General features: G+C 59.8%; 26 protein-coding genes. 12 read left to right on the top strand and 14 right to left on the bottom strand.

Going from position 1 to position 26,452, the window contains the following annotated elements; genetic code table 11:
• The first annotated feature begins 62 nt into the window (after positions 1 to 62).
• Positions 63 to 1,742 (top strand): formate--tetrahydrofolate ligase, encoded by a 1,680-nt coding sequence (locus FHT92_RS13545; RefSeq protein WP_183741188.1) that lies wholly within the window; start codon positions 63 to 65, stop codon positions 1,740 to 1,742.
• A gap of 84 nt (positions 1,743 to 1,826) precedes the next feature.
• Here FHT92_RS13545 and FHT92_RS13540 read toward each other — a convergent pair whose 3' ends face one another.
• Positions 1,827 to 2,816: an extensin family protein gene (locus FHT92_RS13540; RefSeq protein ID WP_409527154.1), complete on the bottom strand. Its 990-nt coding sequence runs from the start codon at positions 2,814 to 2,816 to the stop codon at positions 1,827 to 1,829.
• Positions 2,817 to 3,019: 203 nt separating this feature from the next.
• Between FHT92_RS13540 and FHT92_RS13535 the strand changes: the two genes are divergently transcribed.
• Entirely contained in the window at positions 3,020 to 5,254 is a 2,235-nt protein-coding gene (locus tag FHT92_RS13535; protein WP_183825821.1) for a TonB-dependent hemoglobin/transferrin/lactoferrin family receptor, read from the top strand.
• A 267-nt stretch (positions 5,255 to 5,521) separates the two neighbouring features.
• On the top strand, positions 5,522 to 7,711 hold the full coding sequence (locus FHT92_RS13530; RefSeq protein WP_183825818.1) for an anthranilate synthase: 2,190 nt from the start codon (positions 5,522 to 5,524) through the stop codon (positions 7,709 to 7,711).
• Between the two features lie 75 nt (positions 7,712 to 7,786).
• On the opposite strand, the gene FHT92_RS13525 is transcribed toward FHT92_RS13530, so the two are convergent.
• From FHT92_RS13525 to FHT92_RS13510, 4 genes are all read right to left on the bottom strand, one after another.
• Positions 7,787 to 7,951: a DUF1328 domain-containing protein gene (locus tag FHT92_RS13525; protein WP_007824505.1), complete on the bottom strand. Its 165-nt coding sequence runs from the start codon at positions 7,949 to 7,951 to the stop codon at positions 7,787 to 7,789.
• A 100-nt stretch (positions 7,952 to 8,051) separates the two neighbouring features.
• Entirely contained in the window at positions 8,052 to 8,573 is a 522-nt protein-coding gene (locus FHT92_RS13520) for a hypothetical protein (RefSeq protein ID WP_183825815.1), read from the bottom strand.
• Between the two features lie 104 nt (positions 8,574 to 8,677).
• Positions 8,678 to 9,358, bottom strand: coding sequence for a GNAT family N-acetyltransferase (locus tag FHT92_RS13515; RefSeq protein WP_183825812.1), 681 nt, complete (start codon positions 9,356 to 9,358; stop codon positions 8,678 to 8,680).
• Positions 9,355 to 9,849: a MarR family winged helix-turn-helix transcriptional regulator gene (locus FHT92_RS13510; RefSeq protein WP_183741182.1), complete on the bottom strand. Its 495-nt coding sequence runs from the start codon at positions 9,847 to 9,849 to the stop codon at positions 9,355 to 9,357. The genes FHT92_RS13515 and FHT92_RS13510 overlap by 4 nt, the downstream gene beginning before the upstream one ends.
• 162 nt (positions 9,850 to 10,011) lie before the next feature.
• Here FHT92_RS13510 and lepB point away from each other — a divergent pair, with 162 nt between their 5' ends.
• From lepB to queF, 3 genes are all read left to right on the top strand, one after another.
• The gene (gene lepB / locus FHT92_RS13505) at positions 10,012 to 10,833 is read left to right on the top strand and encodes a signal peptidase I (protein ID WP_183741181.1); all 822 of its coding nucleotides are present in this window, start codon (positions 10,012 to 10,014) and stop codon (positions 10,831 to 10,833) included.
• A gap of 145 nt (positions 10,834 to 10,978) precedes the next feature.
• Positions 10,979 to 11,893: a CDF family cation efflux transporter EmfA gene (gene emfA / locus FHT92_RS13500; protein WP_183741180.1), complete on the top strand. Its 915-nt coding sequence runs from the start codon at positions 10,979 to 10,981 to the stop codon at positions 11,891 to 11,893.
• Positions 11,893 to 12,357, top strand: coding sequence for a preQ(1) synthase (gene queF, locus FHT92_RS13495; protein WP_183825809.1), 465 nt, complete (start codon positions 11,893 to 11,895; stop codon positions 12,355 to 12,357). Before emfA ends, queF begins: the two co-directional genes overlap by 1 nt.
• A gap of 133 nt (positions 12,358 to 12,490) precedes the next feature.
• On the opposite strand, the gene FHT92_RS13490 is transcribed toward queF, so the two are convergent.
• Entirely contained in the window at positions 12,491 to 13,243 is a 753-nt protein-coding gene (locus FHT92_RS13490; protein WP_183741177.1) for a DUF2076 domain-containing protein, read from the bottom strand.
• A 113-nt stretch (positions 13,244 to 13,356) separates the two neighbouring features.
• Positions 13,357 to 14,067, bottom strand: coding sequence for a hypothetical protein (locus tag FHT92_RS13485; RefSeq protein ID WP_183741175.1), 711 nt, complete (start codon positions 14,065 to 14,067; stop codon positions 13,357 to 13,359).
• Between the two features lie 156 nt (positions 14,068 to 14,223).
• Here FHT92_RS13485 and FHT92_RS13480 point away from each other — a divergent pair, with 156 nt between their 5' ends.
• From FHT92_RS13480 to leuA, 4 genes are all read left to right on the top strand, one after another.
• The gene (locus FHT92_RS13480) at positions 14,224 to 14,811 is read left to right on the top strand and encodes an ATP-dependent Clp protease proteolytic subunit (protein WP_112543526.1); all 588 of its coding nucleotides are present in this window, start codon (positions 14,224 to 14,226) and stop codon (positions 14,809 to 14,811) included.
• A gap of 162 nt (positions 14,812 to 14,973) precedes the next feature.
• Positions 14,974 to 16,188, top strand: a complete 1,215-nt coding sequence (locus tag FHT92_RS13475; RefSeq protein WP_183741173.1) for a benzoate/H(+) symporter BenE family transporter — start codon at positions 14,974 to 14,976, stop codon at positions 16,186 to 16,188.
• Between the two features lie 44 nt (positions 16,189 to 16,232).
• A complete protein-coding gene (locus FHT92_RS29635) occupies positions 16,233 to 16,358 on the top strand; it encodes a hypothetical protein (protein ID WP_281412829.1) in 126 nt (41 codons plus the stop codon).
• A gap of 157 nt (positions 16,359 to 16,515) precedes the next feature.
• Entirely contained in the window at positions 16,516 to 18,240 is a 1,725-nt protein-coding gene (leuA, locus tag FHT92_RS13470) for a 2-isopropylmalate synthase (RefSeq protein WP_183741171.1), read from the top strand.
• Between the two features lie 101 nt (positions 18,241 to 18,341).
• Here leuA and FHT92_RS13465 read toward each other — a convergent pair whose 3' ends face one another.
• The 4 genes from FHT92_RS13465 to FHT92_RS13450 form a co-directional block, all read right to left on the bottom strand.
• Positions 18,342 to 19,178 (bottom strand): anti-sigma factor, encoded by an 837-nt coding sequence (locus FHT92_RS13465; RefSeq protein ID WP_183825807.1) that lies wholly within the window; start codon positions 19,176 to 19,178, stop codon positions 18,342 to 18,344.
• 5 nt (positions 19,179 to 19,183) lie between these two features.
• Positions 19,184 to 19,696: an RNA polymerase sigma factor gene (locus tag FHT92_RS13460; protein WP_183825804.1), complete on the bottom strand. Its 513-nt coding sequence runs from the start codon at positions 19,694 to 19,696 to the stop codon at positions 19,184 to 19,186.
• 208 nt (positions 19,697 to 19,904) lie between these two features.
• A complete protein-coding gene (locus FHT92_RS13455) occupies positions 19,905 to 20,465 on the bottom strand; it encodes a tetratricopeptide repeat protein (RefSeq protein WP_183741165.1) in 561 nt (186 codons plus the stop codon).
• Positions 20,466 to 20,624: 159 nt separating this feature from the next.
• Positions 20,625 to 21,533: a metallophosphoesterase family protein gene (locus tag FHT92_RS13450; RefSeq protein ID WP_183825801.1), complete on the bottom strand. Its 909-nt coding sequence runs from the start codon at positions 21,531 to 21,533 to the stop codon at positions 20,625 to 20,627.
• Between the two features lie 68 nt (positions 21,534 to 21,601).
• Between FHT92_RS13450 and FHT92_RS13445 the strand changes: the two genes are divergently transcribed.
• Positions 21,602 to 22,081, top strand: coding sequence for an NUDIX domain-containing protein (locus tag FHT92_RS13445; RefSeq protein ID WP_183825798.1), 480 nt, complete (start codon positions 21,602 to 21,604; stop codon positions 22,079 to 22,081).
• A 3-nt stretch (positions 22,082 to 22,084) separates the two neighbouring features.
• Here the strand turns inward: FHT92_RS13445 and FHT92_RS13440 are convergent, their stop codons facing one another.
• Positions 22,085 to 23,074 (bottom strand): glutathione S-transferase family protein, encoded by a 990-nt coding sequence (locus FHT92_RS13440; RefSeq protein ID WP_183825796.1) that lies wholly within the window; start codon positions 23,072 to 23,074, stop codon positions 22,085 to 22,087.
• 231 nt (positions 23,075 to 23,305) lie between these two features.
• On the opposite strand from FHT92_RS13440, the gene FHT92_RS13435 reads away from it, so the two are divergent.
• Entirely contained in the window at positions 23,306 to 23,857 is a 552-nt protein-coding gene (locus FHT92_RS13435; protein WP_312858761.1) for an N-acetyltransferase, read from the top strand.
• 101 nt (positions 23,858 to 23,958) lie between these two features.
• Here the strand turns inward: FHT92_RS13435 and FHT92_RS13430 are convergent, their stop codons facing one another.
• Both FHT92_RS13430 and FHT92_RS13425 read right to left on the bottom strand, forming a co-directional pair.
• Entirely contained in the window at positions 23,959 to 24,375 is a 417-nt protein-coding gene (locus FHT92_RS13430; protein WP_183825793.1) for a GNAT family N-acetyltransferase, read from the bottom strand.
• Between the two features lie 2 nt (positions 24,376 to 24,377).
• Complete coding sequence (locus FHT92_RS13425) at positions 24,378 to 26,450, bottom strand: hypothetical protein (protein WP_183825791.1); 2,073 nt, start codon at positions 26,448 to 26,450, stop codon at positions 24,378 to 24,380.
• Positions 26,451 to 26,452: the final 2 nt, after the last annotated feature.

Genomic DNA, 26,452 nt, shown 5'->3' with positions numbered 1-26,452 from the left:
TGAGCGCCGAGTCCATCGCGCATAGAGAAATCGGGCGCGCAGAGAAAACGGGAACATGATCCATGGCTGCCATCAAATCCGATATCGAAATTGCGCGTGAGGCAACAAAGAAGCCGATTTTCGAGATCGGCGCCAAGCTCGGCATCCCGCCGGAGCAGCTCGTTCCCTACGGTCACGACAAGGCGAAGATCAGCGCCGAGTTCATCGCCGCCCAGGAGGGCAAGAAGGACGGCAAGCTGATCCTTGTTACCGCGATCAACCCGACGCCGGCGGGCGAGGGCAAGACGACGACCACCGTCGGTCTTGGCGACGGGCTGAACCGCATCGGCAAGAAGGCGATCGTCTGCGTGCGCGAGGCTTCGCTCGGTCCCTGCTTTGGTGTGAAGGGCGGGGCGGCAGGCGGCGGATATGCCCAGGTCGTGCCCATGGAAGACATCAACCTGCATTTCACCGGCGATTTCCACGCGATTACCTCGGCGCATAATCTGCTCGCGGCGATGATCGACAATCACATCTACTGGGGCAACGAAGAGAACATCGACCTGCGTCGCATTACGTGGCGGCGCGTAATGGATATGAACGACAGGGCGCTGCGCAGCATGGTTTCCTCGCTTGGCGGCGTTTCCAATGGTTTCCCGCGGCAGAACGGCTTCGATATTACCGTCGCGTCCGAAGTCATGGCGATCCTTTGCCTCGCGAACGATCTCAAGGATTTGGAGCGTCGCCTTGGCGATATCATCATCGGTTACCGCTTCGACAAGACGCCGGTCTATGCCCGCGACCTCAAGGCGGACGGTGCCATGGCCGTGCTCCTGAAGGATGCCATGCAGCCGAACCTCGTGCAGACGCTGGAAAACAATCCGGCCTTCGTGCATGGAGGGCCTTTCGCCAATATCGCCCATGGCTGCAATTCGGTGATTGCGACGAAGACGGCGCTGAAACTCGGCGAATATGTCGTGACGGAAGCGGGCTTCGGGGCAGATCTGGGGGCCGAGAAATTCTTCGACATCAAGTGCCGCAAGGCGGGGTTGAAGCCGAGTGCTGCGGTGATCGTCGCGACCGTCCGGGCGCTAAAGATGAACGGCGGCGTGAAGAAGGACGATCTCGGCACGGAGAATGTTCAGGCGCTGGTTCGCGGCTGTTCCAATCTCGGCCGACACATTGCCAATGTGCGCCGGTTCGGCGTGCCCGTTGTGGTCGCGGTCAACCATTTCACGTCTGATACAGATGCGGAAATCGCTGCCGTCAAAGATTTCGTCGCGCGTCACGGCGCGGAAGCCATCCTCTGCCGTCACTGGGCGGAAGGGTCTGAAGGCATCGAGGATCTTGCCTATAAGGTGGTGGAGCTAGCCGAATCCGGACAGGCGAAGTTCGAGCCGCTCTATGGCGATGACCTGCCGCTCATCGAAAAGATCGAGATCGTCGCTTCGAAAATCTACCACGCCGGGGAGGTGACTGCTGACAAGGCGGTGCGCGACCAGCTCGCGGCCTGGGAGGAGCAGGGCTACGGCAAGCTCCCGGTCTGCATGGCGAAGACACAATATTCCTTCTCCACCGACCCCAACCTGCGCGGCGCGCCCGAAGGGCATATCGTATCGGTGCGCGAGGTGCGCCTGTCGGCCGGCGCCGGTTTCGTGGTGGTCATCACCGGCGAGATCATGACCATGCCCGGTCTGCCGAAATCGCCCTCGGCAGAGCGGATTTACCTCAATGACCAGGGTTATATCGAAGGGCTGTTTTAGGCGGCGGTCACTTCACAGTCCGATTCAAGGCTTTCGCAACTGGATACCGGTTTTGCGACCAAGCTTTTGATCTTTCGGCCGAATTTAGTGGCAATATCGAAAGCCGCCCTTTCTCTCGATGACATCGAGATGAAAGTGAGTCTCGTGGGCAGCATCGCTCTCGGGATCGAGCACTGTCGTGAAATAGAGGCAGCCTGCGGCGCTCACCGTGCGCTGGAATGCCCCAGTTAGCGTCGAATCTTCGCGGCGTGAGCGGACGGCGATATCCTCGCCCTTCTCGAAGCTGAAACTTGCGATATCGATGGCATTACCGCGTGCATGTTCCGAAATCTTGCCGGCCTCAACGCTGTTCCGTAGCCGGCAGATGTAGGCGGAGGCCTGATTGATGGCGGTGATGCCGCCGCTTTCCGGCAAGGCGGCCGAGGCTGCAGGAATGACGCTTCCCTTCATCCATCGTGCCAGCGCCAGTGCCGCCGGGCAGCGGAGTGTTGCTTCAGGCTTCAGTTTGATGCCTGGCAAGGCCTCGGAGACGATGATCGGTTTGTCGATGCCGCATCCGTTGCCATCGTCGATGCGAGGCGTTTCCCGGAAGACGACGCCGAGGCTCTGCAGCTCTTTGGTACATTCGGCATGGTGCGCATCGCTTTCCGGTTCGATGGCTAGATGCTGTTCCTCAAGTGTCTGTTCCTCCGGTTTCGATGGCACCTGATCTTCCGGCGGAGTAGGGGGTAATTCATCCTTTCCGCTGGGCTGGGTGGCAGGGGCTTCGCCAGGTTTGGGCTGCGGCGTCGGAACCTCTGAGGCCGGCGGCGTTTCGGGCTTTTGCTTGGGCGCAGCCTCAGGCCGAGGCCCGGGGGCTTCTTCGATTTCCGGTTTCTTTTCTGGCTGAGGGGCCGCAGGCGCTTCGGTTACTGCTTCCGGCTTTGCCTGAGGCAGGGGGCCGGTTCGGGGCAGGCTTGCGCCGGGGAGCAGGGCGAGTGCGGCCAGAATGACCGACATCTTCCGAAATTCTCTCACACGTCGTTTCCCGTTGATCGAGCGGAGGGAAACGCAAGAACGGCGAATTCGTTGCAATTGCGCCACGTTTCCCGAGATCCTTAAAACTTGATGATATTCTTCAAGATAAGTCGGCGAAATATATTGACAATAAAACTCATGTTTTTTATGCGGCAAAAAGAAGGCGGAAATCTCCGCCGTCGTCCGCAAGCCTAGCCAGCCCCTCGAGCGTCTGACGCGCCACGACAGCCAGCCCGGTAATTTTCATTTGAGGGTAGGTTATGATCGTCCGGCATTGGCGCTCGGTTCTAATGGTCTGCACAGCAGCCGCACTTGTTCTTCCCGTTTCACAGTCTTTCGCTCAGAGCGCTCCGGCGACTACGCCCGCCACGAATGCCGAAGGCGCAACCGTCCTTCAGAAAATCGTCGTCAAGGGAAACCGTGCCGCCCCCGGCAGTGTTGCCGACACGCCGCTCGCAACCCAGATCGACAAGAAGGAGCTGGAAAAGAAACAAGTCACGAATTACGACGATATCGGCCGCAGCGTCGATGCAACCGTGAACTATTCGCGTGCAGACGCGGGCTTCAACCTGCGCGGCCTTTCCGGCCCGCGTATCTTGACGACAATCGACGGCATCCCGATCCCGTATGTTTCCAATAGCTCTCGTCAGGGCGCTTTTGCGACCAGCAACGCCAATGGCGGCGGCGATACGTTCGATTTCGACTCGCTGTCCTCGCTCGACATCGTGCGCGGCGCGGATTCGAGCAAGGGCGGTTCGGGCATGCTGGGTGGTGCCTTCGTTCTCAATACGCTGGAACCGGAAGACCTTATTCCGGAAGACCGCGACTGGGGCGCGATCGTCAAGTCGACCTATGACAGCGAAGATCGCAGCATTTCCGGCTCCGCTGCCGCTGCTAAAAAGGTCGGCAACACGTCGATCCTTTTTCAGGGTTCTTATCGCAAGGGCCACGAGCGCGACAACAAGGGCGATAACGACAGCTATGGCCGCTTGCGCACCGAGGCGGATCCGGCTGATTTCGATCAGAACAATCTGCTCTTCAAGCTGCGCCAGGACCTCGAAGGCGGCCATCGCATCGGCCTGACGGCTGAGCGTTTCCGGCGCGATCTGAAGACCGATCTTCGGGAACAGCAAGGCTTTGGCCGCACATACATGATCAACAATTTCGACGGCCGCGAATTGCGCGACCGCGATCGTGTCTCGCTCGATTATGATTATGAAGCGCAGTCTTCCGATGCCTTCTTCAGCAGTGCTCGGGCGACGCTCTATTGGCTTGATTTGAAGAAGGAGGCCGGCAGCCAGGGCCGAACGGCCGCCAATGTTGCCTACGGCCGTAACAATGAGATCGAAAACGAAACCTGGGGCTTCAGTGGCACCGCGACCAAGGATTTTGAATATTCTGGTCTCAACCACTCCGTTCGTATCGGTCTTGACGTCGGCGTGTCGCAGTGGACGCAGTATAGCTCGGCCCTTTGCCCGACACCGACCACGTGCCCATCGCTGAACAATCAGGCGGAGGTGCCCAATGTCGACAGTCAGAACCTTGCCCTGACTTTCGAAGACAAGATCGAGATCGGCAATACCGGCTTCGCGTTGACGCCGGGTTTCCGTTTTGACTGGTTCAATTACAATCCGTCGACCGGCGGCGGTTTTGCAACCAACACCGGCCTCTCGCGCTTCGGCGATCTTCGTGATCGGACGGAAGCTGCCATGTCACCGAAGCTGCTGGCGACCTACGATCTGACGCCCGACGTCCAGCTTTATGCGCAGTTTGCCGTTGGCTTCCGAGCTCCGACCGTAGACGAACTCTATAGCCGCTTTTACAATCCGAACGGCCGCTACGCGCAGCTTGGCAATCCGGATCTTGAGCCGGAAATCGGCCGTGGCGTCGAGATCGGTGCCAATTTCGACACTGGCGGTCTGCAGGGAAGAGTGGCGGCTTTCCACACCCGTTATCAGAACTTCATTGAGACGCAGCAGAACTACAATCCCGTAGCCAACTTCACGGAATTCAATTACGTGAACGTCTCGTCGGCCTCGATTTCGGGCCTCGAAGCGAATGTGATCAAGACCTTCGACAACGGCATCAATCTTCATACCTCGCTTGCCTATACCTATGGTCGGAATGACGATACGCAGGAGCGGCTGCGCTCTGTTGCACCGTTCAAGGCCATTATCGGCGGTGGCTGGAGCAACGACGAATATGGTTTCGACCTTTCCTCGACACTCTCATCGCAGATGACCGGCAACGATAATGCGGAGACGTCTTTCGATGCACCTGGTTATGGCATCGTCGATATGACAGCATGGTGGACGCCTGAGCAGGTCAAGGGTCTGCGCATCCAGGGCGGTGTCTATAACATCTTCGATCAGGAATATTACAGCGCGCTGGCAGTTCGTGACGTTAATTTGAGTTCACCGACGGCGTCACAGCCGAAGGAGTGGTACACGGAGCCGGGACGTACCTTCAAGATCTCGGTCACCAAGACTTTCTAACTGCAAATCAGCCTTTCAAGGCTGGGGCAGGGGCGGCTTTCGGGTCGCCCTTTTTCGTGCGCGAATGGCCCCTTGCGCTTGGCTTCATCTCAGGCTAACAATTTCGCCCATGAAGAAGTCCTTGAACATTGCAGTTTGGTGGTGGGCTCGCTGAGGCGGCCTCGACCAATCGTGTCCAAAGACGACGAACGAGCCGCCCGAAACTTCGAGGCGGCTTTTTTGTTTCAAAGGTCGCCTTTCGTCCGGGTCTGATAACGGAGTGGAACTATGGTAACGATCCTGCGGGATGATGGTGCGGAAATCTACGAGACCAAGGGCGGCATCACGGTCACAAGGCAGAGGCGAGCCATTCCCTATGCCGATGCTGTCTCGTCCTATGTCGACAAGCTCGATGAGCGTCGTGGTGCCGTCTTCTCCTCGAACTACGAATATCCGGGGCGCTACACGCGTTGGGATACGGCGGTTGTCGATCCGCCGCTCGGCATTTCCTCCTTCGGCCGCAATGTCTGGATCGAAGCCTATAACGAGCGCGGCGAGGTTATCCTCGGTTTCGTCGCCGAACGCTTGAAGACGGTCCGCGAGCTTGAGCTTGGCGCATTGACCGCGCGCAGGCTCGACCTGACGGTGAAGATGCCTGACCGCGTCTTCACCGAGGAAGAACGCTCGAAGATGCCGACGGTGTTCACCGTGCTTCGCGCCATCACCGATCTCTTCCACTCACAGGCAGATGCCAGCCTCGGCTTCTACGGTGCCTTCGGCTACGATCTCGCCTTTCAGTTCGACGCAATCAATCTGAAGCTTGAGCGCCCTTCCGACCAGCGGGACATGGTACTCTACCTGCCGGACGAAATTCTCGTCGTCGACAACTATGCCGCAAAGGCGTGGGTCGACCGTTACGACTTCGCCAAGGATGGCAAGACGACGGAAGGCAAGGCCGGCGATATTGCTGCTGAGCCGTTTATCCGCACGGATGCCATCCCGCCGAAAAGCGATCACCGCCCGGGCGAGTATGCCGAGCTCGTCGTCAAGGCGAAGGAGAGCTTTCGAAAGGGCGATCTGTTCGAAGTGGTGCCCGGCCAGAAGTTCATGGAGCGTTGCGAAAGCAAGCCTTCGGACATTTCCAAGCGGCTGAAGGCGATCAATCCATCGCCCTATTCCTTCTTCATCAATCTCGGAAACCAGGAATATCTCGTCGGAGCTTCGCCGGAAATGTTCGTGCGCGTATCCGGCCGCCGCATCGAGACTTGCCCGATCTCGGGCACGATCAAGCGCGGTGACGATCCGATCGCCGACAGCGAGCAGATCCTGAAGCTCCTGAATTCCAAGAAGGACGAATCCGAGCTCACCATGTGCTCGGACGTCGACCGCAACGATAAGAGCCGCGTCTGCGAGCCAGGCTCCGTCAAGGTCATCGGCCGCCGCCAGATCGAAATGTATTCGCGTCTTATCCACACGGTCGACCATATCGAAGGCCGCTTGCGGGACGATATGGATGCCTTCGACGGCTTCTTGAGCCACGCATGGGCAGTTACCGTCACCGGCGCACCGAAGCTCTGGGCTATGCGTTTCATCGAATCCCATGAGAAAAGCCCGCGCGCGTGGTATGGTGGGGCGATCGGCATGGTCGGCTTCAACGGCGACATGAATACCGGCCTGACGCTGCGCACCGTGCGCATCAAGGATGGCATTGCCGAAGTGCGAGCCGGTGCGACGCTGCTGAACGACTCAATTCCCGATGAAGAAGAAGCCGAAACCGAACTGAAGGCCTCTGCCATGCTTTCCGCAATCCGCGATGCCAAGACAGGCAATTCCGGCAAGACCCAGCGCGACGTCGCTTCCGTCGGCAAGGGCATCAACATCCTGCTGATCGACCATGAAGACAGTTTCGTGCACACGCTGGCGAACTATTTCCGTCAGACAGGCGCCACAGTTTCGACGGTGCGCACGCCGGTGTCTGAGGAAATCTTCGATCGGCTGAATCCGGATCTCGTCGTGCTATCGCCTGGCCCCGGCAACCCGAAGGATTTCGACTGCAAGGCGACGATCAAGAAGGCGCGGGCACGCAACCTGCCGATCTTCGGCGTCTGCCTCGGCCTGCAGGCGCTTGCGGAAGCCTATGGCGGCGAGCTTCGTCATTTGGCTCTGCCGATGCATGGCAAGCCGTCGCGCATTCGCGTGCTGGAGCCGGGCATCGTCTTCTCAGGGCTTGCCAAGGAAGTCACGGTCGGCCGTTACCACTCGATCTTTGCCGATCCTTCGACGCTGCCGCGGGATTTCATCATCACCGCCGAAAGCGAGGATGGCACGATCATGGGTATCGAGCATGCCAAGGAGCCGATCGCAGCGGTACAGTTCCATCCGGAATCGATCATGACGCTCGGCGGCGATGCCGGCATGCGGATGATCGAGAATGTGGTGGCGCATCTCGCCCGGAGGGCTAAGACCAAGGCGGCCTGAACGCCGATCCTGCAAAGCTACAATCAATAAAAAACCCGCCGGAAGCGGGTTTTTTATGTGCGTTGAATTGGCAGTCTATACGCGCCGCATGAGCCGGGCGACGATGGATACGACGAACAGCACCAGGAAGATGAAGAACAGAACCTGGGCTATCGAGGCGGATGCGCCTGCGATGCCGCCAAATCCAAGGACGCCTGCAATCAGGGCTACGACGAGAAATACCAGAGCATAGTACAGCATCACGATCTCCTTTGTCTGCTGCTGGCAAGGATAACGGAAGCGTGAGCCGTTCGTTCCATTGCCGCTGCGACAATTGAATTGCGCGCTGATTTAACTTTGCTCAGCCGAACTGCAGATCCGTCTTGAAGGACGGGTCGCCATCACGCGGCATGGGCGGTTCTGCCGCCGCCAGATATGATCTTGCCGGTCCCGTCAGCACGAACCAGAGGCTGGCGCCGATCATGAAATAGGCTGCGGACGGATCGCCGGAGCGGGTCAGGAAGGGAAGGCAGGCAGCGGTGAACAGGATGGAGAGCCGGACGGCCCATTCCGCCTCTCGCTTCATGAAAGCCCTGGTCCTGAGCCTCTTGTAGGCGGCGGCGTTATAGTCGTCCGCGTTGCGGCCGGTGAACAGCGTCCAGGCTGAGGGGAGGGCGAGCATAACGAGGCCGCCGTAGCACAGAAGAAGTGCTGGGCCAGCGAGGAAATGGCCGGCCGCGAAGACCAGCAGGCCTGTCACGACGATATTCCAGAGCGGCTCCAAACGTTCCGGCGACAGGCCGGTCCGGATGTGCCAGGCGCGCAAGGAACTTGCCGCACCGTCGAGCAACGGTTGGTCGATGTAACGATTGATCCAATGCATGTCTCACGCGGTCCCCAATTGACTGCAAGGCCGTCAACACCACGCAATTGGGACGCTATCATGGCGCAAATCGCAAAAGCGTTAGGCTGTGGCATTTTGGTAACCTATGCGTGGCGCTTGACGACACGCAGGTTCATTTCCGACCGCAGCTTGAAGCCGAGTGCCTTGTAGAGCGTTATGGCTGGCGTATTGGTGCGGTAGGCATGCAGGAAGACGGTGTCGCCCCTGGCGGAAATTTCGCCGGCGACGAAGCGGAAGAGCAAGGTGCCGAGGCCTCGCCCCTGAAAATCAGGATGGGTGCAAAGGCCGCTGAGCTCACCAAATCCAGGCAGGCGCAGCCGCTGTCCGGCCATGGCGACGAGACGGCCGTCGATCTTGATGCCCCAGAAGGTTCCGAGGCTTTGGGCACGAAGGGTGAAAGGACCGGGTTTGGTCAGCGTCGCCAAAGCCAGCATCTCCTCCGCATCGTCGGTGGTCAGGCGCTGCAGCCTGCTGTCGGACATGCGTTCATAGGGCCGCTCGGCGACCATCTGCACCAGTCTGCCGTCGGTGACAACCGTCAGGCCATCCGGAATAGTAACCGGGCCTGCTTCGACGATTGCCATGACTTCATCTGCAGCCGGCAGATTTTCGAGCGCTTCCAGGCTTTCACGTGTGCGGTCGGCAGCGGCGGCGAAGGGAACGATCGACGGCGGGTAACGCATCGCGTGTTCGCTGCCTTCGGCAAGATCGGCATGCGTCGTCTGGAGCGCATTCCAGATTGGCCGGTCGAGAATATGGCTCATGGTGTTTTCTCCTGTGCGACGCTGGCACGGCGAATGAGCGATGCTTCGGCGAGCCCATCCTCAATCGCAGCAAGCTGTTCAAGCAGTGGGCCGTCGAGATCTCCGCAGAGATCGGCAACGGCTGCCGCAACGCGAGGCCAGACATGTTGTTTCGAATAGTCGACGAGTTCATGGCCCTCAGTCGTGAGCGAGACGACCCTGCGTCGCTGGTCTTCCGATGAGGGCTGCATATCGAGCAAGCCGGCTTCGATGAGTTGGGAAACCGTGCGTGTGGCACCAGGTTGGGTGATACCTACTGCTTGCGCTAATTCCCCGATGGTCAGCGGGCCGAGCCTGTCGATGGCGCCGAGGAAGGGATATTGCGCGGCTTGGATGGAGACGCCCAGATCTTCGATTACTTGTTGCGTGTCAGCCTGCAAGCGCTCGCCGATGCGACGGAAGCGGCTGCCGAGGCAGAGGAAACCCATAGATTTTACGACATCCTCGACCAAAACAGGCTCCTCGATCTAATTTGTATAACAAGTTATATAAACGTTTATGCAATTGGGGCAATCATGCATTCCTGTTAGATGCGGCCTTCTCGCAGGGCGAGGGCTTGCCTTTCCCTAACTCACGGGCGGGCATTCAGGTCCAACGTGTGGAGACGAGCGCGAATGCAGTTGAGAAAGGCGGGCAGGGCTCTGGTATTGGCGGCATTCGTTGCCGTTATCGCTGGAGGTAAAGCATGTGCAGACGACGGGCGTGAACAGGATTTCGTCAATTTCCTCAGGCCGGCTTATCCGCTGTTTCTGGCGAAGGCCGGTCTGTGGAGCATCGATCCTGCTAAAATGCAGTCGCTGGCAGACGCCGCAGCGAAAGGGCTTGCGGTCGTGGCGCCGCAGAATTGCGACGGCGACGGCTTCAGACGCAATCTCTGCGGCATGCATCTATGGACAATGCCGGCAACCTCGATGGAACCAAGTATCAAGGAGCAAGAGCTTTTCGTCGCAAGGCCTTATGCCGGCGCTGAACCGAAACGGGGTGACATTCTAGTCTTCAACAATCGCTCTGCGCTGTCCGGAAATACCGAGCTCTATGTCAAGCGTCTGATCGGCCTGCCGGGTGACAAGGTGGAACTGCGCGGTGGTACCATCTTTGTCGATGGCAAGGCCTTTGCGACCTCATCCACTGATCGCACCATGATGGATATTATGGGCAATGAATCGAGAATTCTCGATGAAGTAATGCCGGAGGGGCGGCATTATGCGATCGCAATGAATGATCGACCGGTTAAAGGGCAGGACGATGCCGGTCCCTTCGAGGTCCCGGTCGGCCACTATTTCGTGCTGGGAGACAACAGGCACAATTCCGTCGACAGCCGCTTTCCGGACCAGTTGGGCGAAAACGGCTTCGTTCCTGCGAAGGATGTTTCGGGTCAGGCTGTATTGATCCTTGTCTCTCCCGATGCGGAACGGATTGGGACGACCTTCGAATAGGTGGGTTCACCTGTCAAAACCTTTGACATTTTGGGTCTGCTTGCCCATATCACCCGCATTGACCGCCCGCGCGCTTCCCGCCTGGGCGGTTTTGCGTTTCAATGGCTTAACTGCTGCAATTCATTCGCATCCGCAGGGGGACGATATGAACGACGAGGGCAATCTCACGGTTCGGAAACTGGCGTTCTGGGGCATTCCCTTGTCGCTCGGCGTTCTAGGGCTGAAGATGGTCGCCTGGTGGGTGACGGGCTCCGTGGCGCTGCTCTCGGACGGGCTGGAATCCTTCGTCAATGTGGTGGCGGCCTTCATCGCCTTTTTCGTCATCCGCTACGCGCAGAAACCTGCCGACCACGATCATCCCTTCGGCCACCACAAGGCGGAATATCTGTCCGCCGTCACCGAAGGGGTGATGATCGTCGTCGCCGCGCTGCTGATCGTACAGGAGGCCGTGAACCATCTCGCAGATCCGCGTATGCTCGAGGCACCGGTGCTCGGTCTTTCGATCAATTTTGCCGCTGGTATCATCAACGCGGTCTGGGCGCGGCTTTTGATCCGCACGGGCCGCAGGCATCGCTCAGCGGCACTGGCGGCGGACGGGCAGCACATCATGTCGGATGTCGTCACTTCCGTCGGCGTCCTCGTCGGCCTGCTTTTGGCGCTGGCGACCGGTTATGCGATCTTCGACCCCATTCTTGCCATTCTCGTTGCGCTCAACATCCTCTATCAGGGCTGGAAGGTGATCTCGCAGTCGATCGGTGGGCTGATGGACCAGGCGGTCAAACCGCAGGAGGAAGAGGCGATCAAGCAGGCGATCGCCACACATGCGGCAGGCTCTATCGGCGTGCATGACCTGAAGACGCGGCGCGCCGGGTCCGTGACCTTTGTCGATTTCCATCTCGTCGTGCCCGCCAAGATGACTGTGCGGGAAGCGCATGATATTTGCGATCGCCTTGAAGATGCCATTCGCGCAGCGCATTCGGGCTCGACAATTGCCATTCACGTGGAGCCGGAGGGCGAGAAGGCCCATGGCATCCGCGTCAAAGTGATCAAGGAGGCGTAATGCCTAAGACAGACGTTTCCAGCCTTTCGATGCTGGGCCAGCAGACGGAAACCGCCAAGAACCCGGAAGAGGCGGTCCTGGAAAAGGTGCCGTCCAATCATGGAGGTACGGCCTATGTCGTGCGCTTCACCGCGCCGGAATTCACCTCGCTCTGCCCGATGACCGGACAGCCGGATTTCGCCCATATCGTCATCGATTACATTCCGAACGAATTTCTGGTGGAATCGAAGTCGCTGAAGCTGTTCCTGCATTCCTTCCGCAATCACGGCGCCTTTCACGAGGATTGCTCGATCTATATCGCCAAGCGGATCGTTGAGCTTCTCGATCCGAAATGGCTGCGCATCGGCGCCTACTGGTATCCGCGCGGCGGCATTCCGATCGACGTCTTCTGGCAGACCGGCAAGCCGCCGGAAGGCGTATGGCTGCCGGATCAGGGCGTCGCCACCTATCGTGGGCGTGGGTGAGCCGTGGTCGGGCGCAGCTCGAGCAATCGATCCAGTGAATCGATTGCAACGGCGAACGCCCTGAGCTTAGGCGAAGGGCCGGGAAACGGTGCGGCAATTGAAACCAACTGCCGCTCTTTCTTACAGCTAAATCCTAGACGTCCGTCGTGTCGTCGCCGGAATCATCCATGAAGTCGTCGTTGCCGTCGTAATCGGCCTGCTGGATGTTGTCGTTGTTGTCAGCTCTGGAATCATCCGCCTGACTGTTGTCGCCGTAGTAGTTGTTGATAACGGTTTCCTCGGTGGGCGCACTGGCATTGCCGAAGGGATTGGCGCCGCTAAAAGGCGAACCCCAGCCGAGCGAGGACATGTGGTTGCCGAAAATGCCACTGAGCGAATTGGCAAGCAGCATGCCGCCGGCAACGCCGGCTGCCGTGCCGAGAGCACCGCGCAGGAAACTGCCGCCGGCGGAGGGTGCGTAGGCCTGCTGGCTCCAGGGGCCGGTCGGCTGCTGTGGCATCTGGCGGCTATTGTCATAGCCACGCTGCGGCTGTTCGTAGCTGTCCCTCGGCGCACCACCCCAGGGACCGGGAGCGGGGGCCGGCTGCTGCGTCTGGGTGCTGCCGAAGATCGAACTCAGGAAACCGCCCTGTTCAGCCTGGCGGTGGTCACCGGCGCCGGCTTCGAGCTGGCGGACGCGCTCTTCAAGCTCCTTGATGTGGTCGGCGGCGGCTTCCAGGCCCTTTTCCTGCACGATGACGGCCTGCGCCAGATAATAGGTGGCGGAGGGCTGCGCACGTGTCGCTTCCGATATCAGCGTCTCGGCTTCCGGATCGCGCGGCGTCGCGGCGGCGGTACGGACGCGATCGAAGAGGGCGGTCAACAATTGGCGTTCTTCCGGTGACATGTCCTGTCTCCTCTAAATTCTGCGGCTTTAACATTCGGCGGATGAGCCGCTCAGGCTGAGTTAGGAAGCGATTAGGGCATTTCAAAGCCTTGGTACCTTACATTTCAGTAAGCTCAGGCCTCCTTCAGCCAGACGCGCAGCGGCCCCAGAAGTTCGAAGCCCGCGTGCAGCGCTTCGTCCAGATCGTCGCCGCGTTCGTAGCCGACAAGCGGCTCTCCCGGATAGAGTTCGGCGGCTCGAGCAATCAGGCCGCGGCGGATGGTTTCATCGTGCCGGGCCTCGGCAAACAGGTTCGAATGGCCGACGACGCCGGCGTGGTGGTTGAGGATGCCACCGCCGACCGCCTTGCCGTGTTCGAAGCCGAGCAGAAAGGCGATTTCGGGATCGTGCAGCAGTGGTTCGGTAAATATCTTCTGCGTTACCGGACCGTTCGCCTTGCTCCATTCCACCTCCCATTGCGCAAGATCGGCAGCGCTTTCCATGCGCTGCCAAGTGATTGGAGATGGCGTCGAGACCGGCGTGCGCATGCCGATCCATTCGGCTTCGAAGAGCAGCTTGAAGCCGAGTGGCGCAAGATCGAGGGCCGCATAGCTGTCCTTGATCGCCCAGTCTCGTTTTTCGCTGATGATCAGCGTCTCGATCGTCTCCGTTTGCTCGCCGTCAGCCTCCGTCAGCGTTACCGCATCGGGATAGAAGGGAGGCGTGCCTCGGCGATGAAACCAGAGTGTCGCCGTAAACTCACCAGGCGAGCCCAATGCCTTGCAGACGGCATCGCACCAGAATGCATTATTGCTGATGGCAGCACGCAGAAAGGAGGAGGCCATTTTTTGTTTCTCCCGGGCTTTTCAGAGGATGCGATGATATCGTCCGTTTGTCATAAGAATATCTTCACCGGTTCTGGCCTTCCTCTTTTTCCCGCATTGTTTTACGCATTGAGTCGCACTATGTGCGAGGAACCGCATTGGACGAGAGAGGTTCGAATGAACGACGAAGAAGAACAGGACGACAAGACGAAGGAACTGCCGCTCGGCAAGGAAACGGAGGCGAACCTTTTCAAGTCGCGTTCGATCTTCATCTACGGACCGATCACGCAGGAATTGGCGCAGAAGGTCTGCACCCAGCTCGTGGCCCTCGCCGCTGCCAATGACGAAGACATTCGTATCTATGTGAATTCGCCTGGCGGCCACGTCGAATCCGGCGATTCCATTCACGACATGATCAAGTTCATCAAGCCGAAGGTCTGGATGATCGGTACGGGCTGGGTTGCCTCGGCCGGCGCGCTCATCTACGCCGCGGCTCCGAAGGAACGCCGCATTTGCCTGCCGAACACCCGCTTCCTGCTGCACCAGCCGTCCGGCGGCACCCGCGGCATGGCTTCGGATATCGAGATCCAGGCACGCGAGATCATCAAGATGAACGAGCGCCTGATCAAGATCTTCTCGAAGGCAACCGGCCAGTCGGAAGAAAAGATCGCCAAGGATATCGACCGCGATTACTGGCTCTCGGCTGAAGACGCCGTTGCCTATGGTCTCGTCGCTCGCGTCGTGACCTCGCAGAGCGAAATCTGATTTTTTTGCTGATTCTGCCTTGAATTGACGCCCCGTTTGCGATCCGCAGTCGGGGCGTTTCCATGTCTGCCGGCATGCTGTCATGCAATCTCGTGGGATTGCCACGTAAGCGATCATTTCCAGGGGCAATCCGGCTTGCGCGTACTTCGCTTATGCTGCTCCATGCGCAATCTTCGCAGCCGGAGTCGCACCATGCTCAAAGATTTCTCCGTACAGAGCCTGTTCATGGGGCTTCTGACGGCTTTCGTCGGGTTTACCAGTTCCTTTGCCGTCGTGTTGCATGGGCTTCAGGTGGTGGGTGCGACGGATGCGCAGGCGGCTTCGGGGCTGATGGCATTGTCGATCTCGATGGGGCTTTGCGCTGTCGTACTCAGTGCCGTTACGCGTCTGCCGGTCAGTATCGCCTGGTCGACCCCTGGGGCTGCGCTCCTTGCGAGCATCGGAACGATTGATGGTGGCTTCAATGCAGCGGTCGGCGCGTTCATTCTTTGCGGCGTATTGATCGTTGTTGCCGGGCTGTTCAAGCCCCTCGGACGGGCGGTTGCCGCCATCCCTGCGCCGCTTGCCAATGCAATGCTGTCGGGCGTGCTGCTCGGCCTTTGTTTTGCGCCGGTCAAGGCCGTCGCTTTCAATCCGCTGCTCGGTCTGCCAATCATTCTGACTTGGATCGTGGTCGGCGCCTTCAAGCGCCTTTGGGCGGTACCGGCGGCGCTGGTGGCTTTCGCGCTGGTACTGGCCTTCGGTGTCGATATTCCCGCGGGCGCCCTGTCGTCGCTCGAGCAGTCGCTGGTGCCGGTCATCGATATCGTGCATCCGGTTTTCAATCTTGCCGGTTTCGTATCGATTGCCCTGCCGCTCTTCATCGTGACCATGGCGTCGCAGAATATTCCTGGCATCGCGGTGCTGAAGGTCAATCACTATGATCCGATGCCGGGGCCGCTCTTTGCCGTGACCGGCGTCTTCTCGCTTCTGGCGGCGCCTTTTGGCGGCCATGCAGTCAACCTGGCGGCGATCACGGCAGCGATGTGTGCCGGGCAGGACGCGCATGCCGATCCCTCGCGGCGGTATTGGGCGGCGCTGATCTCGGGCGTCGGCTATGTTATTTTCGGCCTGCTTGCCGGAGCGGTGACCGCCTTTGTCGCGCTGGCGCCACCGATCCTGATCGAGGCCGTGGCCGGTTTGGCACTTGTCGGCGCCTTCTCCAGTTCAGCCATGGCGGCTTTCCAGGCACCGGAATCGCGTGAGGCGGCGGCAATCACCTTCCTCGTCACTGCGTCGGGCGTTTCCTTCGGCGGCATATCCGGCGCCTTCTGGGGGCTGATCGCTGGCGGGCTGATGCTGGCGCTGTCCCGTATCGTGCAGGCGAGGAAAAAATAGGTGAGGGGTTGCCGGATTTTCCGGCGGCGGCTATAAGCGCGGACATGAAGAGCAAAAGCGCACGGATTTCCGACACGATTGCACGCGGCCGCACGGCTCTGCGTGACAATACGCGCGCCCTGACCTCGCTTCTTCTCCTCGGCCTTACGCGCGGTTGCCGGGTCCTTTGAGGAGCGCCCGGCGGCCGAAAGCCCGCCCGGCCATCGCTCCTCGCGACTCACTTTCAAAATTGACCAAACGACCGATCAAAGGTCCGCATTTGCAGTCGCCAAGCCTGATATGATCGGCTAAGACGCGAGGCAAATGCCGGGACGAGGAGACAAGACAATGGACACGACCACCCGCCGATCCTCCGCAGGCGCCAAAGGCATGCCCGACGCCGCCGTCAAATACCGGCCCTATCCGCAGGTGAACATTCCCGACCGCACCTGGCCGACCAAGACCATTTCCAAGGCGCCGATCTGGTGCTCCGTCGACCTGCGCGACGGCAACCAGGCGCTCGTCGATCCGATGGGCCATGATCGCAAGGCGCGCATGTTCCACTTGCTCCTGGAAATGGGCTTCAAGGAAATCGAGATCGGTTTCCCGTCCGCCTCGCAGACCGACTTCGATTTCGCCCGCTGGTGCGTCGAAGAGGGCAATGTGCCCGACGACGTATCGCTGCAGGTGCTGGTTCAATGCCGGCCCGAGCTGATCACCCGCACCTTCGAGGCGCTGGAAGGCGCCAACCGGCCGATCGTGCACTTCTACAATTCCACGAGCGAATTGCAGCGCCGCGTGGTCTTCGCCAAGGATGTGCAAGGTATCAAGCAGATTGCTGTCGATGCCGCCAAGATGATAAGCGACATGGCGGCCAAGGCCGGAGGCGGCTATCGTTTCGAATATTCTCCGGAAAGTTTCACCGGCACCGAGCTGGATGTGGCGTTGGAAATCTGCAACGCCGTCATCGAGGTGATGAAGCCGACGCCCGACAACAAGCTCATCATCAACCTGCCCTCGACGGTAGAGATGGCGACGCCGAACGTCTATGCCGACCAGATCGAGTGGATGTGCCGCAATCTCGACAACCGTGAGAACCTGATCATCTCGCTGCATCCGCATAATGACCGCGGCACCGGTATCGCTGCTGCCGAGCTCGCTCTGCTGGCGGGTGCCGACCGCGTCGAGGGCACGCTGTTCGGCAATGGCGAGCGCACCGGCAATGTCGATGTCGTCACCATGGCGCTCAACATGTTCACGCAGGGTGTCGATCCACAGATAGACTGCTCCAATATCGAGCGCATCAAGGAAGTGTTCGAATATTCGAACCAGATGGCGATCGCCGAACGCCACCCGTATGTGGGCGAACTGGTCTACACAGCCTTCTCCGGTTCGCATCAGGATGCGATCAACAAGGGCATGAAGGCAGCGCAGGTTGCCAACCATCCAGTCTGGGAAGTGCCGTACCTGCCGATCGACCCGCGCGACGTCGGCCGCTCCTACGAGGCGATCATCCGCATCAATTCGCAGTCCGGCAAGGGCGGCATCGCCTATATCCTGCAGCAGGACTACGGGCTCAACCTGCCGCGCAACCTGCAGGTCGAATTCCGGGAAGACATCCAGCGCATTACCGATGAAGAAGGCAAGGAGCTTCCGTCAAAGCGTATCCATGATCGTTTCATCGAGCGTTACGTGACCCAGCCGGGCGCGCGCCTGAAGTTCGTCGATCACCACACCTATCCGGATACAGAGCACAAGGGACAGCGGATCATCGCGGCCGAGATTACCGATAATGGCGAGATCAAGCGCATCGAAGGCCGCGGCAACGGTCCGATCGACGGCTTCATCAATGCGCTGTCGCATTATCTCGGCATCGCCATGTCGGTCGAAGACTACTCGGAGCATTCGCTGCAGCACGGCTCCAATGCCGCTGCTATCTCTTACGTCGAGACGTCCTATCCGGGTGGCAAGCTCTTTGGTGCCGGCATCAACACCAATATCGTGGCCGCATCGCTCGAAGCGATCGTCTCCGCTGCCAACCGCGTGCTCGACGTGAAAGCCGGCAAGGCCTGACAATTCTGCTCAGGCCGCGATCACTGCAGGGCGACGCGGCCTGATGATGCAATCGGCGAGCTCATTGAGCTCGCCCCCAGCTTTCACACGACCTAACGGGTTCAGATGGCGGCGGCGATTTCCATGGCGAGTTGGCTGAGCGTGGCTTCGGCGGAGGGGCCTGCCAGCACATAGGACGTGCCGGCATTGTGCCAGGTTACGAGGCCGATCTCGTCGCGGATCGTTTCCTTGAAGTCTTCCGTTTCCGGTTGCTGCGCATCCTTGCGGAAACAGATCGAGATGATATCGCCGTCGGCATTGGAATAGACGAGCTGGCCGACAGGGCGGCTGTCACCAAGGATCACACGCGCGCCCTGAAAGGTCCAGGATTCTGCCGAAAGGTTCGGCACGCGGAATGGCACACCGATCGCGGCCGTCAGCCAGGAGGAGATTTCCTCTGACTGTGAGGCTGGTACTTCGACGAGGTGACGCGGCTGGCGCACGAGAAGCCGCTGAAAGGCGGTGACGTCACCCAGCCAGTCATTGGTGTTGATCTGAGCCGCTGCGACCGGTGTAGCGTCATCCGTATCTGGCGCATTACCGATGAAGTAGCCGATGCCACCGCCGACGACGAAGAGAATGAGGGCTGCTGCAAGCGCCTGGCGGCCGTTCGGCGCGAGCTTCAGCTGCGGGCGGGCGTTGCGCTGGGCGATCGGCGTCTTCGGCGGCTGCGTGCTCTTGATGGAGCGCACAAGCGCCAGCGGAACAGGTTCCTTCAGCATGTCGTCCAGCTTGCGGCGGCCGAAATCGACGCCGTGTCGGAGCTTGTCGTAGAGTTTGCGAGCGTTTTCATCCGTTGCCAGCCGGCTTTCCAGCTCCAGCTTCTGTTCCGGTGTGGTTTCGCCGTCGAGGAGGGCGGCAAGCTGGGCTTCGAGCGGCTGTTTTTTGAAATCGAGCAAATCAGTCAGTACCTGTGGACGGGCGGATTGTGACCGGACAATGCGGCGAAATGGAGTCGTGCGGTGGCAAGCTGACCGGCAATGCTGCCGATTGCAACGCCCATGATTTCGGCAGCCTGCTGATAGCTATGGCCTTCCACGTCGATCAGCACGAAAATGCTGGCCACGCCCTCGGGCATTTCGGCAAGCATGCGGTGCAGGGCGTCGGTATCGACGACGGCCGCGCGGTCGCGAATGGCGTCACGGATATCCGTCACATTACCTCGTGCGGCCGGACGCGGCTTGCGCTTGCGGCTGTCTTCACTCCATTGCTGTCGGGCCAGCGTATAGATCCAGCTTTCCAGCCGGCCTTCGCCGTTCCACTGATGCCCTTTGGAAATGGCGCGCAGACAGACCGACTGAACCAGCTCATCGGCCGCAGCCGTCTCTCCCGCAAGCGTAATGGCAAAGCGGCGGAGGCGGGGCAGGAGACCGACGAGATCACGCCGGATATCGGTGGTGGTTGCGGGTTGGCGCATGGTCTTTCCAAGAAGCATTCACATTGGCCAGCATCGAATATGGGCCAGCTTCACATGCGGGCCTTGCCCGACGAGTGCGAAGCCACCGTACTCATCCCGGCCATGCAGGCGGCTTTATGGAACAAGTCGCCTGTATTTCGCAAGCGCGGGGTTCAATTCATCCATCCCATCCCAAGGGATTTCCGTACCATACCCCGCGGAGCTTGCCTCAATATGTCCTGTAGCCGTTCAGGCTCTGCAGCAGAGCGCGATAGGCCCAGGTATTTTCGCCGCCGCGATCGCGAATCTCGACGAGCTGGACGCGGGCGCCCTGAATGTCTCCCTGCTCGACAAGCGCCATGCCCATATAGGAGCGGGCGAGGATGTAGTTCTCATCCTGCTGCAGCGCCTTCTTGTAGTAGGACATGCCGAGCTCCATGCGGCCAGCCTTGCGGTTGGCATAGCCAAGATAGTTCAGGATGCGTGGATCGTTCTGGTTTTTGACGAGACTGAGCACCGTGATGGCGTTCTCATACTGGCCGGCATAGGCGAATTCGCGGGCGAATTTGTAGAGATCGTCATCATTGAAGCTCTGCTTCTTCGGATCGACGCATTCCTTCTTCTTGGCATCCCATACCTTGCCCTTAGTGCAGGTCTTGGTCGTTTGGGTCTTCTGCGGCGGCGAGGTGTCATCGTTCCCGCCGCCGACCGCGAAAGCGGACGTAGCGAGGCCGAGAGCAAAGACGGAAACAAGCGAAAATCTGCACAGGCGATGAAGAGAAGCAGTCATCGGGCGTACTCCGTTTTGAAACGCTGCGGTTGCTGAATTGTACGCCGACGCTTAAAAATACCAAGAGCCCCGGCGGCCTTTATTGCCTCTGTCGCGACACCGGCGAACGCTCTTCACAGCTTGATTCAACGGCTTCCGGAATTGATTCCGCAATCGCCTTCAAACTCCGAAAATATCAGTGCTTTCCAGCATCATGCCGTCGCCCATATCGTTTATGCTGAAGCGCTGGCCCTTCACTTCCCAGGCACCAGGAGAACCGGAAATGGAAAAGAGATTGTAGGCGGCGCGCGGCTTGATGCCACCCGGTCCTTGCGAGGCCGAGGCGATGCCGACGACGGGCACCTGGCCTGTCTGTCCGCGCAGCCAGTAGAGGGTGTTGAGATGGGTGTGGCCGTGCAGCACGAGCTCGGCTCCGCCGGTCGAAACGACGGCCGCGAAACGGCGGATGCCGATCATGCGTTTGTAGAAGGAGGTCGCACCGCGGATCGGCGGATGGTGGATCATGACGACACGGAACAGACCGGCCTCGCCGGCAGCGCGCAGCATATTGACCGTATCGCGCGCCTGACGCGCGCCGAAGAAGCCGGAGGCCGCGAATGGCGGAGTTGCAACTGCAGTCGAGCAGCCGACGATCGCGACCTTGTCGCGGATGCGAAGGTAAGGGAATATGTGCCGGTCTTCTTCCCATTGCGGCGGAGCGAGGTCGCCGCGCACATAGTCGTACCAGGCGCGCATCGACTTCTCATAGGCGCCCGGCACATAGGCATCGTGGTTGCCAGGGACGACCGATGTAGCAGCGGGATCGCCGAGTTCGCGCAGCCAGGCTGCCGCGCTCCGGATCTCGATGCCGCTTGCGAGGTTGACGAGGTCGCCGGTCACCGCCAGGTGGTCTGCCTTGTGGGAGCGGATATCCTCCAGCAGGAGATCGAGCGTGCTGCCGAAAAGATGCTTGCGCCGGTTGCGGTGCCAGTTCACAAAGCCCGTAATACGTTTTGAGAAAAGTTCGTGAATGGAGAGGCGGGGCAGGGGTCCGAGATGGACGTCGGAGATATGCGCGAGCTTGAACATGCAACGACACATAGACCAGCTTATTTACAATTCAAACACATCCCCGCGATGAGAATATGAAAGAGCCCATGGCAGACAAACAAACCTGGCCCCTTCACATGAAAGTGTTGGTGCGATTGCTGCACGTGTATTTTTCCGTCGCGCGCGGTATGACGATGGGGGTGCGTGCAGCCTGTTTCGACGAGCAAGGGCGCCTCTTTCTCGTTCGTCACGGCTATACAGGCGGATGGCATATGCCAGGCGGCGGGCTGGAACGAAACGAGACGGCAGAAGAGGCGCTCATCAAGGAGCTGCGGGAGGAAGGCAACCTCAGGATCTTGGGCAAGCCGCAGCTCTTTCACGTCTATTTCAACACGAATATCACCCGGCGCGATCATGTGGTCTTCTACCGCGCCACGGTGGAACAGACCGCGCCGCGACTGCCGGACTGGGAAATTGCCGAGAGCGGCTTTTTCGAAATCGACAATCTGCCGGCGGGGACGACTGAAGCGACGCATAGGAGACTGGCCGAACTCCGCGGCGAGGCGGAGCCGGCGCATTACTGGTGAAGCTCAGGCCGCGGCTGCAAGTTTGTCACGACCATGCGGCCGGTCGAGATCGAGCGCCGGACCAACGGGCACGATGCCGGTCGGGTTGATGGTCTTGTGGCTTCGGTAATAGTGTTCCTTGATGTGCCGCAGGTTCACTGTGTCGGCAATTCCGGGGGTCTGATAGAGGTCACGCAGATAGGCCGGCAGGTTACGGTAGTCCTCAATGCGGCGGATATTGCATTTGAAGTGGCCGACATAAACCGGATCGAAGCGTACGAGCGTCGTAAAGAGCCGCCAGTCGGCTTCGGTCTGGCGATCGCCGAAAAGGTAACGGCCCTTGCCGAGGCGCTCATCGAGCCTGTCCAGCGTTTCGAAGAGCTTGATGACATTTTCCTCGTAAGCTGCTTGCGTGGTGGCAAAGCCTGACTTGTAGACGCCGTTGTTGACGGTGTCATAGACCACATCGTTCAGCGCATCGATATCTGCCCGAAGGTCTTCCGGGTAATAGTCCGCTGTTGAGCCCGTCAGTTGATTGAAGGCGCTGTTGAACATGCGGATGATTTCGGCCGACTCGTTGTTGACGATCGTGCCGGTTTGCTTGTCCCAGAGAACAGGGACAGTGACGCGGCCGGAATAGTGCGGATCGGCCTTGGCGTAGATTTCCCAGAGGAATCTGGAGCCAAAGAGATGGTCGCCGGTGGAGCCGTAACCGACCTTGAACTCCCAGCCGTTTTCCACCATCAGCGGATCGACGACGGAAACGGAAATCAGATCTTCGAGCTTCTTCAGCTTGCGGAAGATCAGCGTGCGATGCGCCCAAGGACAGGCGAGCGAGACATAGAGGTGATAGCGACCCGCTTCTGCCTTGAAGCCGCCTTTGCCGCTGGGGCCGGCCTCTCCATCGGCCGTGATCCAGCTGCGGAACTGCGAGGGCTGACGCTTGAAATGACCCTTCGTTTCCTTCGTATCGTACCAGACGTCATGCCAGACGCCGTCCACCAGCATGCCCATGTTTTCTACCTCTGAAATTGGTTGTTGCAGCATAGATATTGCAGTGCGCTGCGTTTTGCAGGTCGGCAAAGATTGAACACTGCGTCTTGATCACCCAATTCTTGACCGAATTTTGCAATGGACGACAGAAATTTTTCCTGCTATCCGCCTTCCTCACAAATTCTGGAATCCTGCTTGATGTCTATTCTCAGAGGCCTGCGACGACGCTGATGCTCCCGAACGCCTGACGGCGTGTTCGCGAACCCATATATCTGCGTCTATCCGGTCTCTGTTCCCATGCTCATGTACAAGCACGATCTCGTCTACCTCACTGAGGACGCGTCTCACGACGCTGCAATCGAACACATCAACGAAGAAGCATTCGGCCCCGGCCGGCACGCACGCGCGGCCGCTCGTATTCGCGAGCAGGGACCGCATGACCTGTCGCTCTCCTTCGTCTGCGCAGATGACGGCGAGACGATCGCTTCGGTGCGGATGACGCCGGTCCTGGCGGGGACGGTGAAGGGCCATCTTCTGGGGCCGCTTGCAGTGCGGCCGTCGCACAAGAGCAGGGGCATTGGCCGGGAACTGGTGCGTATCGCCGTCGAGGCCGCCAAACGCAAGGGTTCGGAAGCCGTCATTCTCGTCGGCGATCCGCCCTATTACGGCCCACTTGGCTTCGAGAAGGTCGCCTATGGAGCGCTGACTTTTCCCAGTCCCGTCGATCCGAGCCGTGTGCTCGTCGTCCCGATCGCCGAAGATACGCATGCGCGGCTGAAAGGCACGATCGCCTGGCGGCGATAGAGTGTTTCCCTTCTCCTTAGAATAACGGAAACGCTCTATCTCTTTGCTTTACGCAATTCCGGAGGCAAAACCGCTGCGCACTTTTGCTGGAATTGCTCTTGTCAGAGCATCTTCTTGAGGAAGGTCCGCGTCCTGCCTTCGGGGAAATCCGGCAGTTCACCAAAGATTTCATAGCCCTGACGTTTGTACGCGCCGAGCGCATTCGGATTGAACGTATCGATCCAGGCGCCGCGGCAGCCGCGGGCAGCAGCTTCTTCTTCCGCCTTTGCAAGGATCTTGCCGGCCATGCCGCTGCCGCGCAGCGTATCGGGAATGTAGAGCAACTGTACGAAGAGCCAGCCCCAAGCAGTGTAGCCGGACAGGCCGCCGGAAACCTTGCCGTCGGTATCGCGGATCAGAACGGCAAGCGCCTGCCGCTCGGACGGGCCGACATCCTCGGTGTTGAAAGCCGTCAGGCCATCGGTGATGACGGCGAGCTCTTCCGGTGAAGGGGAAGCGGTGAGCTCGAATTCCGGCATCGTTATCGTCCTTCGCGCCACCACATGGCGCCAAAGGCCAGAAGCAGAATTCCGACACCTGCGAAGCCTGCAAAGAGCGGCAAGGTGTTGATACCCTTCAGAACGGTCTCATTGGTCATGCGGATCGCCATGCGCTCATTGTCGGCCACACGCACCTGGCCCCGCACCGGAAGGATCGGCGGGACACTGATGGCGCCGGCATTGTTGACGACACGGGTCACAAGGCCGCGGCTCTTGTCGGTGATCGGTTTCAAAGCCGCCGTCGTCGAGATCATCGCCTTGAATTCCGGGGCATCGACGGCGCCGACATGGGCGAGCGTCGTCAGGTCGCCATTGCGGATTTCGAAAAGGCCGATTTCGTCCATGCGCTTTTCGGCCTTGTAGAGGCCGGGCTCGGTCTGCGTCAGCGGCAGGTTCTCGGTCTTGCCCGAGGGGTAGCGGACGATCGCATCTCCCGGGGCATCGCCAATCGTCTGGCGGGTGATTTCCAGCGTGCGGCCGGAGGTGCGTGCCGTCAGCGCCTCTTCCTCCAGTGCCGGTTCCTTCATTAGCCAGTGGGCGATGCGGCGATAGAGCGAGACGTGCGGGCCGCCACCCTCGAAGCCACGCGCCCAGAGCCAGCCCTGATCGGAGAGCAGCATGGCGACACGGCCCTGGCCGGCGCGGTTGAGCACCAGCAGCGGATGGTTGTCGGCGCCGACCATGACGGTCTGGCCCTGCGGCCGCTCGACATCGACGCTGCGGAACCAGCGACCCCAATGCGGCGGCTCGTCACCGGAACCGTCGAGGCCGCGAGTGACGGGATGTTTACGGCCCTGTTCGGAAAGACGGGGATAGAAGGCTTGCTCGATCATCCGGCCGGTCGGCTCTGCCGGCAGTACGGAGGCAAGCGGGGTCATAGCGATCGACTCCGGGCTTGCATGTTCAGGGCCAGCAGCGATCAGCAATGCGCCGCCATTTTCCACATATTGCGCGATGTTGTCGTAATAGAGCATCGGCAGCACATTGGCGCGATCCTGATAGCGGTCGAAGATGATGAGGTCGAAATCCTTGATCTTGTCAACGAAGAGCTCTCGGGTTGGGAATGCAATCAGCGACAGTTCGTTGATCGGCGTGCCGTCCTGCTTTTCCGGCGGGCGCAGGATGGTGAAATGCACGAGATCGACAGAGGCGTCGGACTTCAGAAGGTTGCGCCAGGCGCGCTCGCCAGCGTGCGGTTCACCCGAGACCAGGAGAACGCGCAGGTTCTGACGGATGCCATCGATGATGTGCACGGCGCGGTTGTTGGCATCCGTCACTTCGCCGGGAATGGCAGCGACGGAGAATTCCAGGACATTTGGGCCGCCGCGGGTCACCTTGAAGGAGAAGGGCGTATCCTGGCCCGGCGTCGCCTGCAGGGTGGCTATCTCGTCACCGTTGAGGCGCACCGTCACATTCGCCATGCCGCCGGGGCTCGGGCCGTCGTCGAAGACGCGCAGCACGAGCTGCTGCTCCTCGTTGACGATGCCGAAGCGGGGCGCCTTGATGACCTCGATGCGGCGGTCGACCTCGTTCGGCTTGCCGGTGATGAGGCCGTGGATCGGCGCGTCGAACCCCAGCGCCTGATTGACGCCCGGCACATCATGCACCTCGCCATCCGTCAGCATGATCGCGCCGCCGACGCGCGAAGGCGGCACATCGGCGATCGACGCCGAGAGCGCATCGAAGAGACGTGTGGACGGCACATCGGAATTGCGGTCCTCGTTCACGTCCACGAAACGAGGCTCGATTTGCGGAAAGCGGGCGAGTTGGGTTTTCAAGGACGCCAGCGCATCATCCGTCATCGTCATGCGGTCGGCCGTCTGCTGGCTCTGGCTGCGATCGACGATAACGGGGACGATGGTCGAAAGCTCGTCGCGGTCTTCCTGCAGCAGTACCGGATTGGCAAGTGCCGCCAGTAGCGCCAACGCCGCAAGCGTGCGGATCCACGCGCCGCGTATGCCGCGCCAGATCGCGAATACGGCGATCAGGAGGACGACGCCGGTCAGTATCGCCAAAAGGGACCAAGGCAGGAAGGGCGAATAATCGAGCGTCATTA

This window comes from Rhizobium sp. BK377, assembly GCF_014193935.1.
Classification (GTDB): Bacteria; Pseudomonadota; Alphaproteobacteria; order Rhizobiales; family Rhizobiaceae; genus Rhizobium.
The sequence above is the reverse complement of the archived record's forward strand: the minus strand, read 5'-3'. Positions and strand labels throughout refer to the sequence as shown.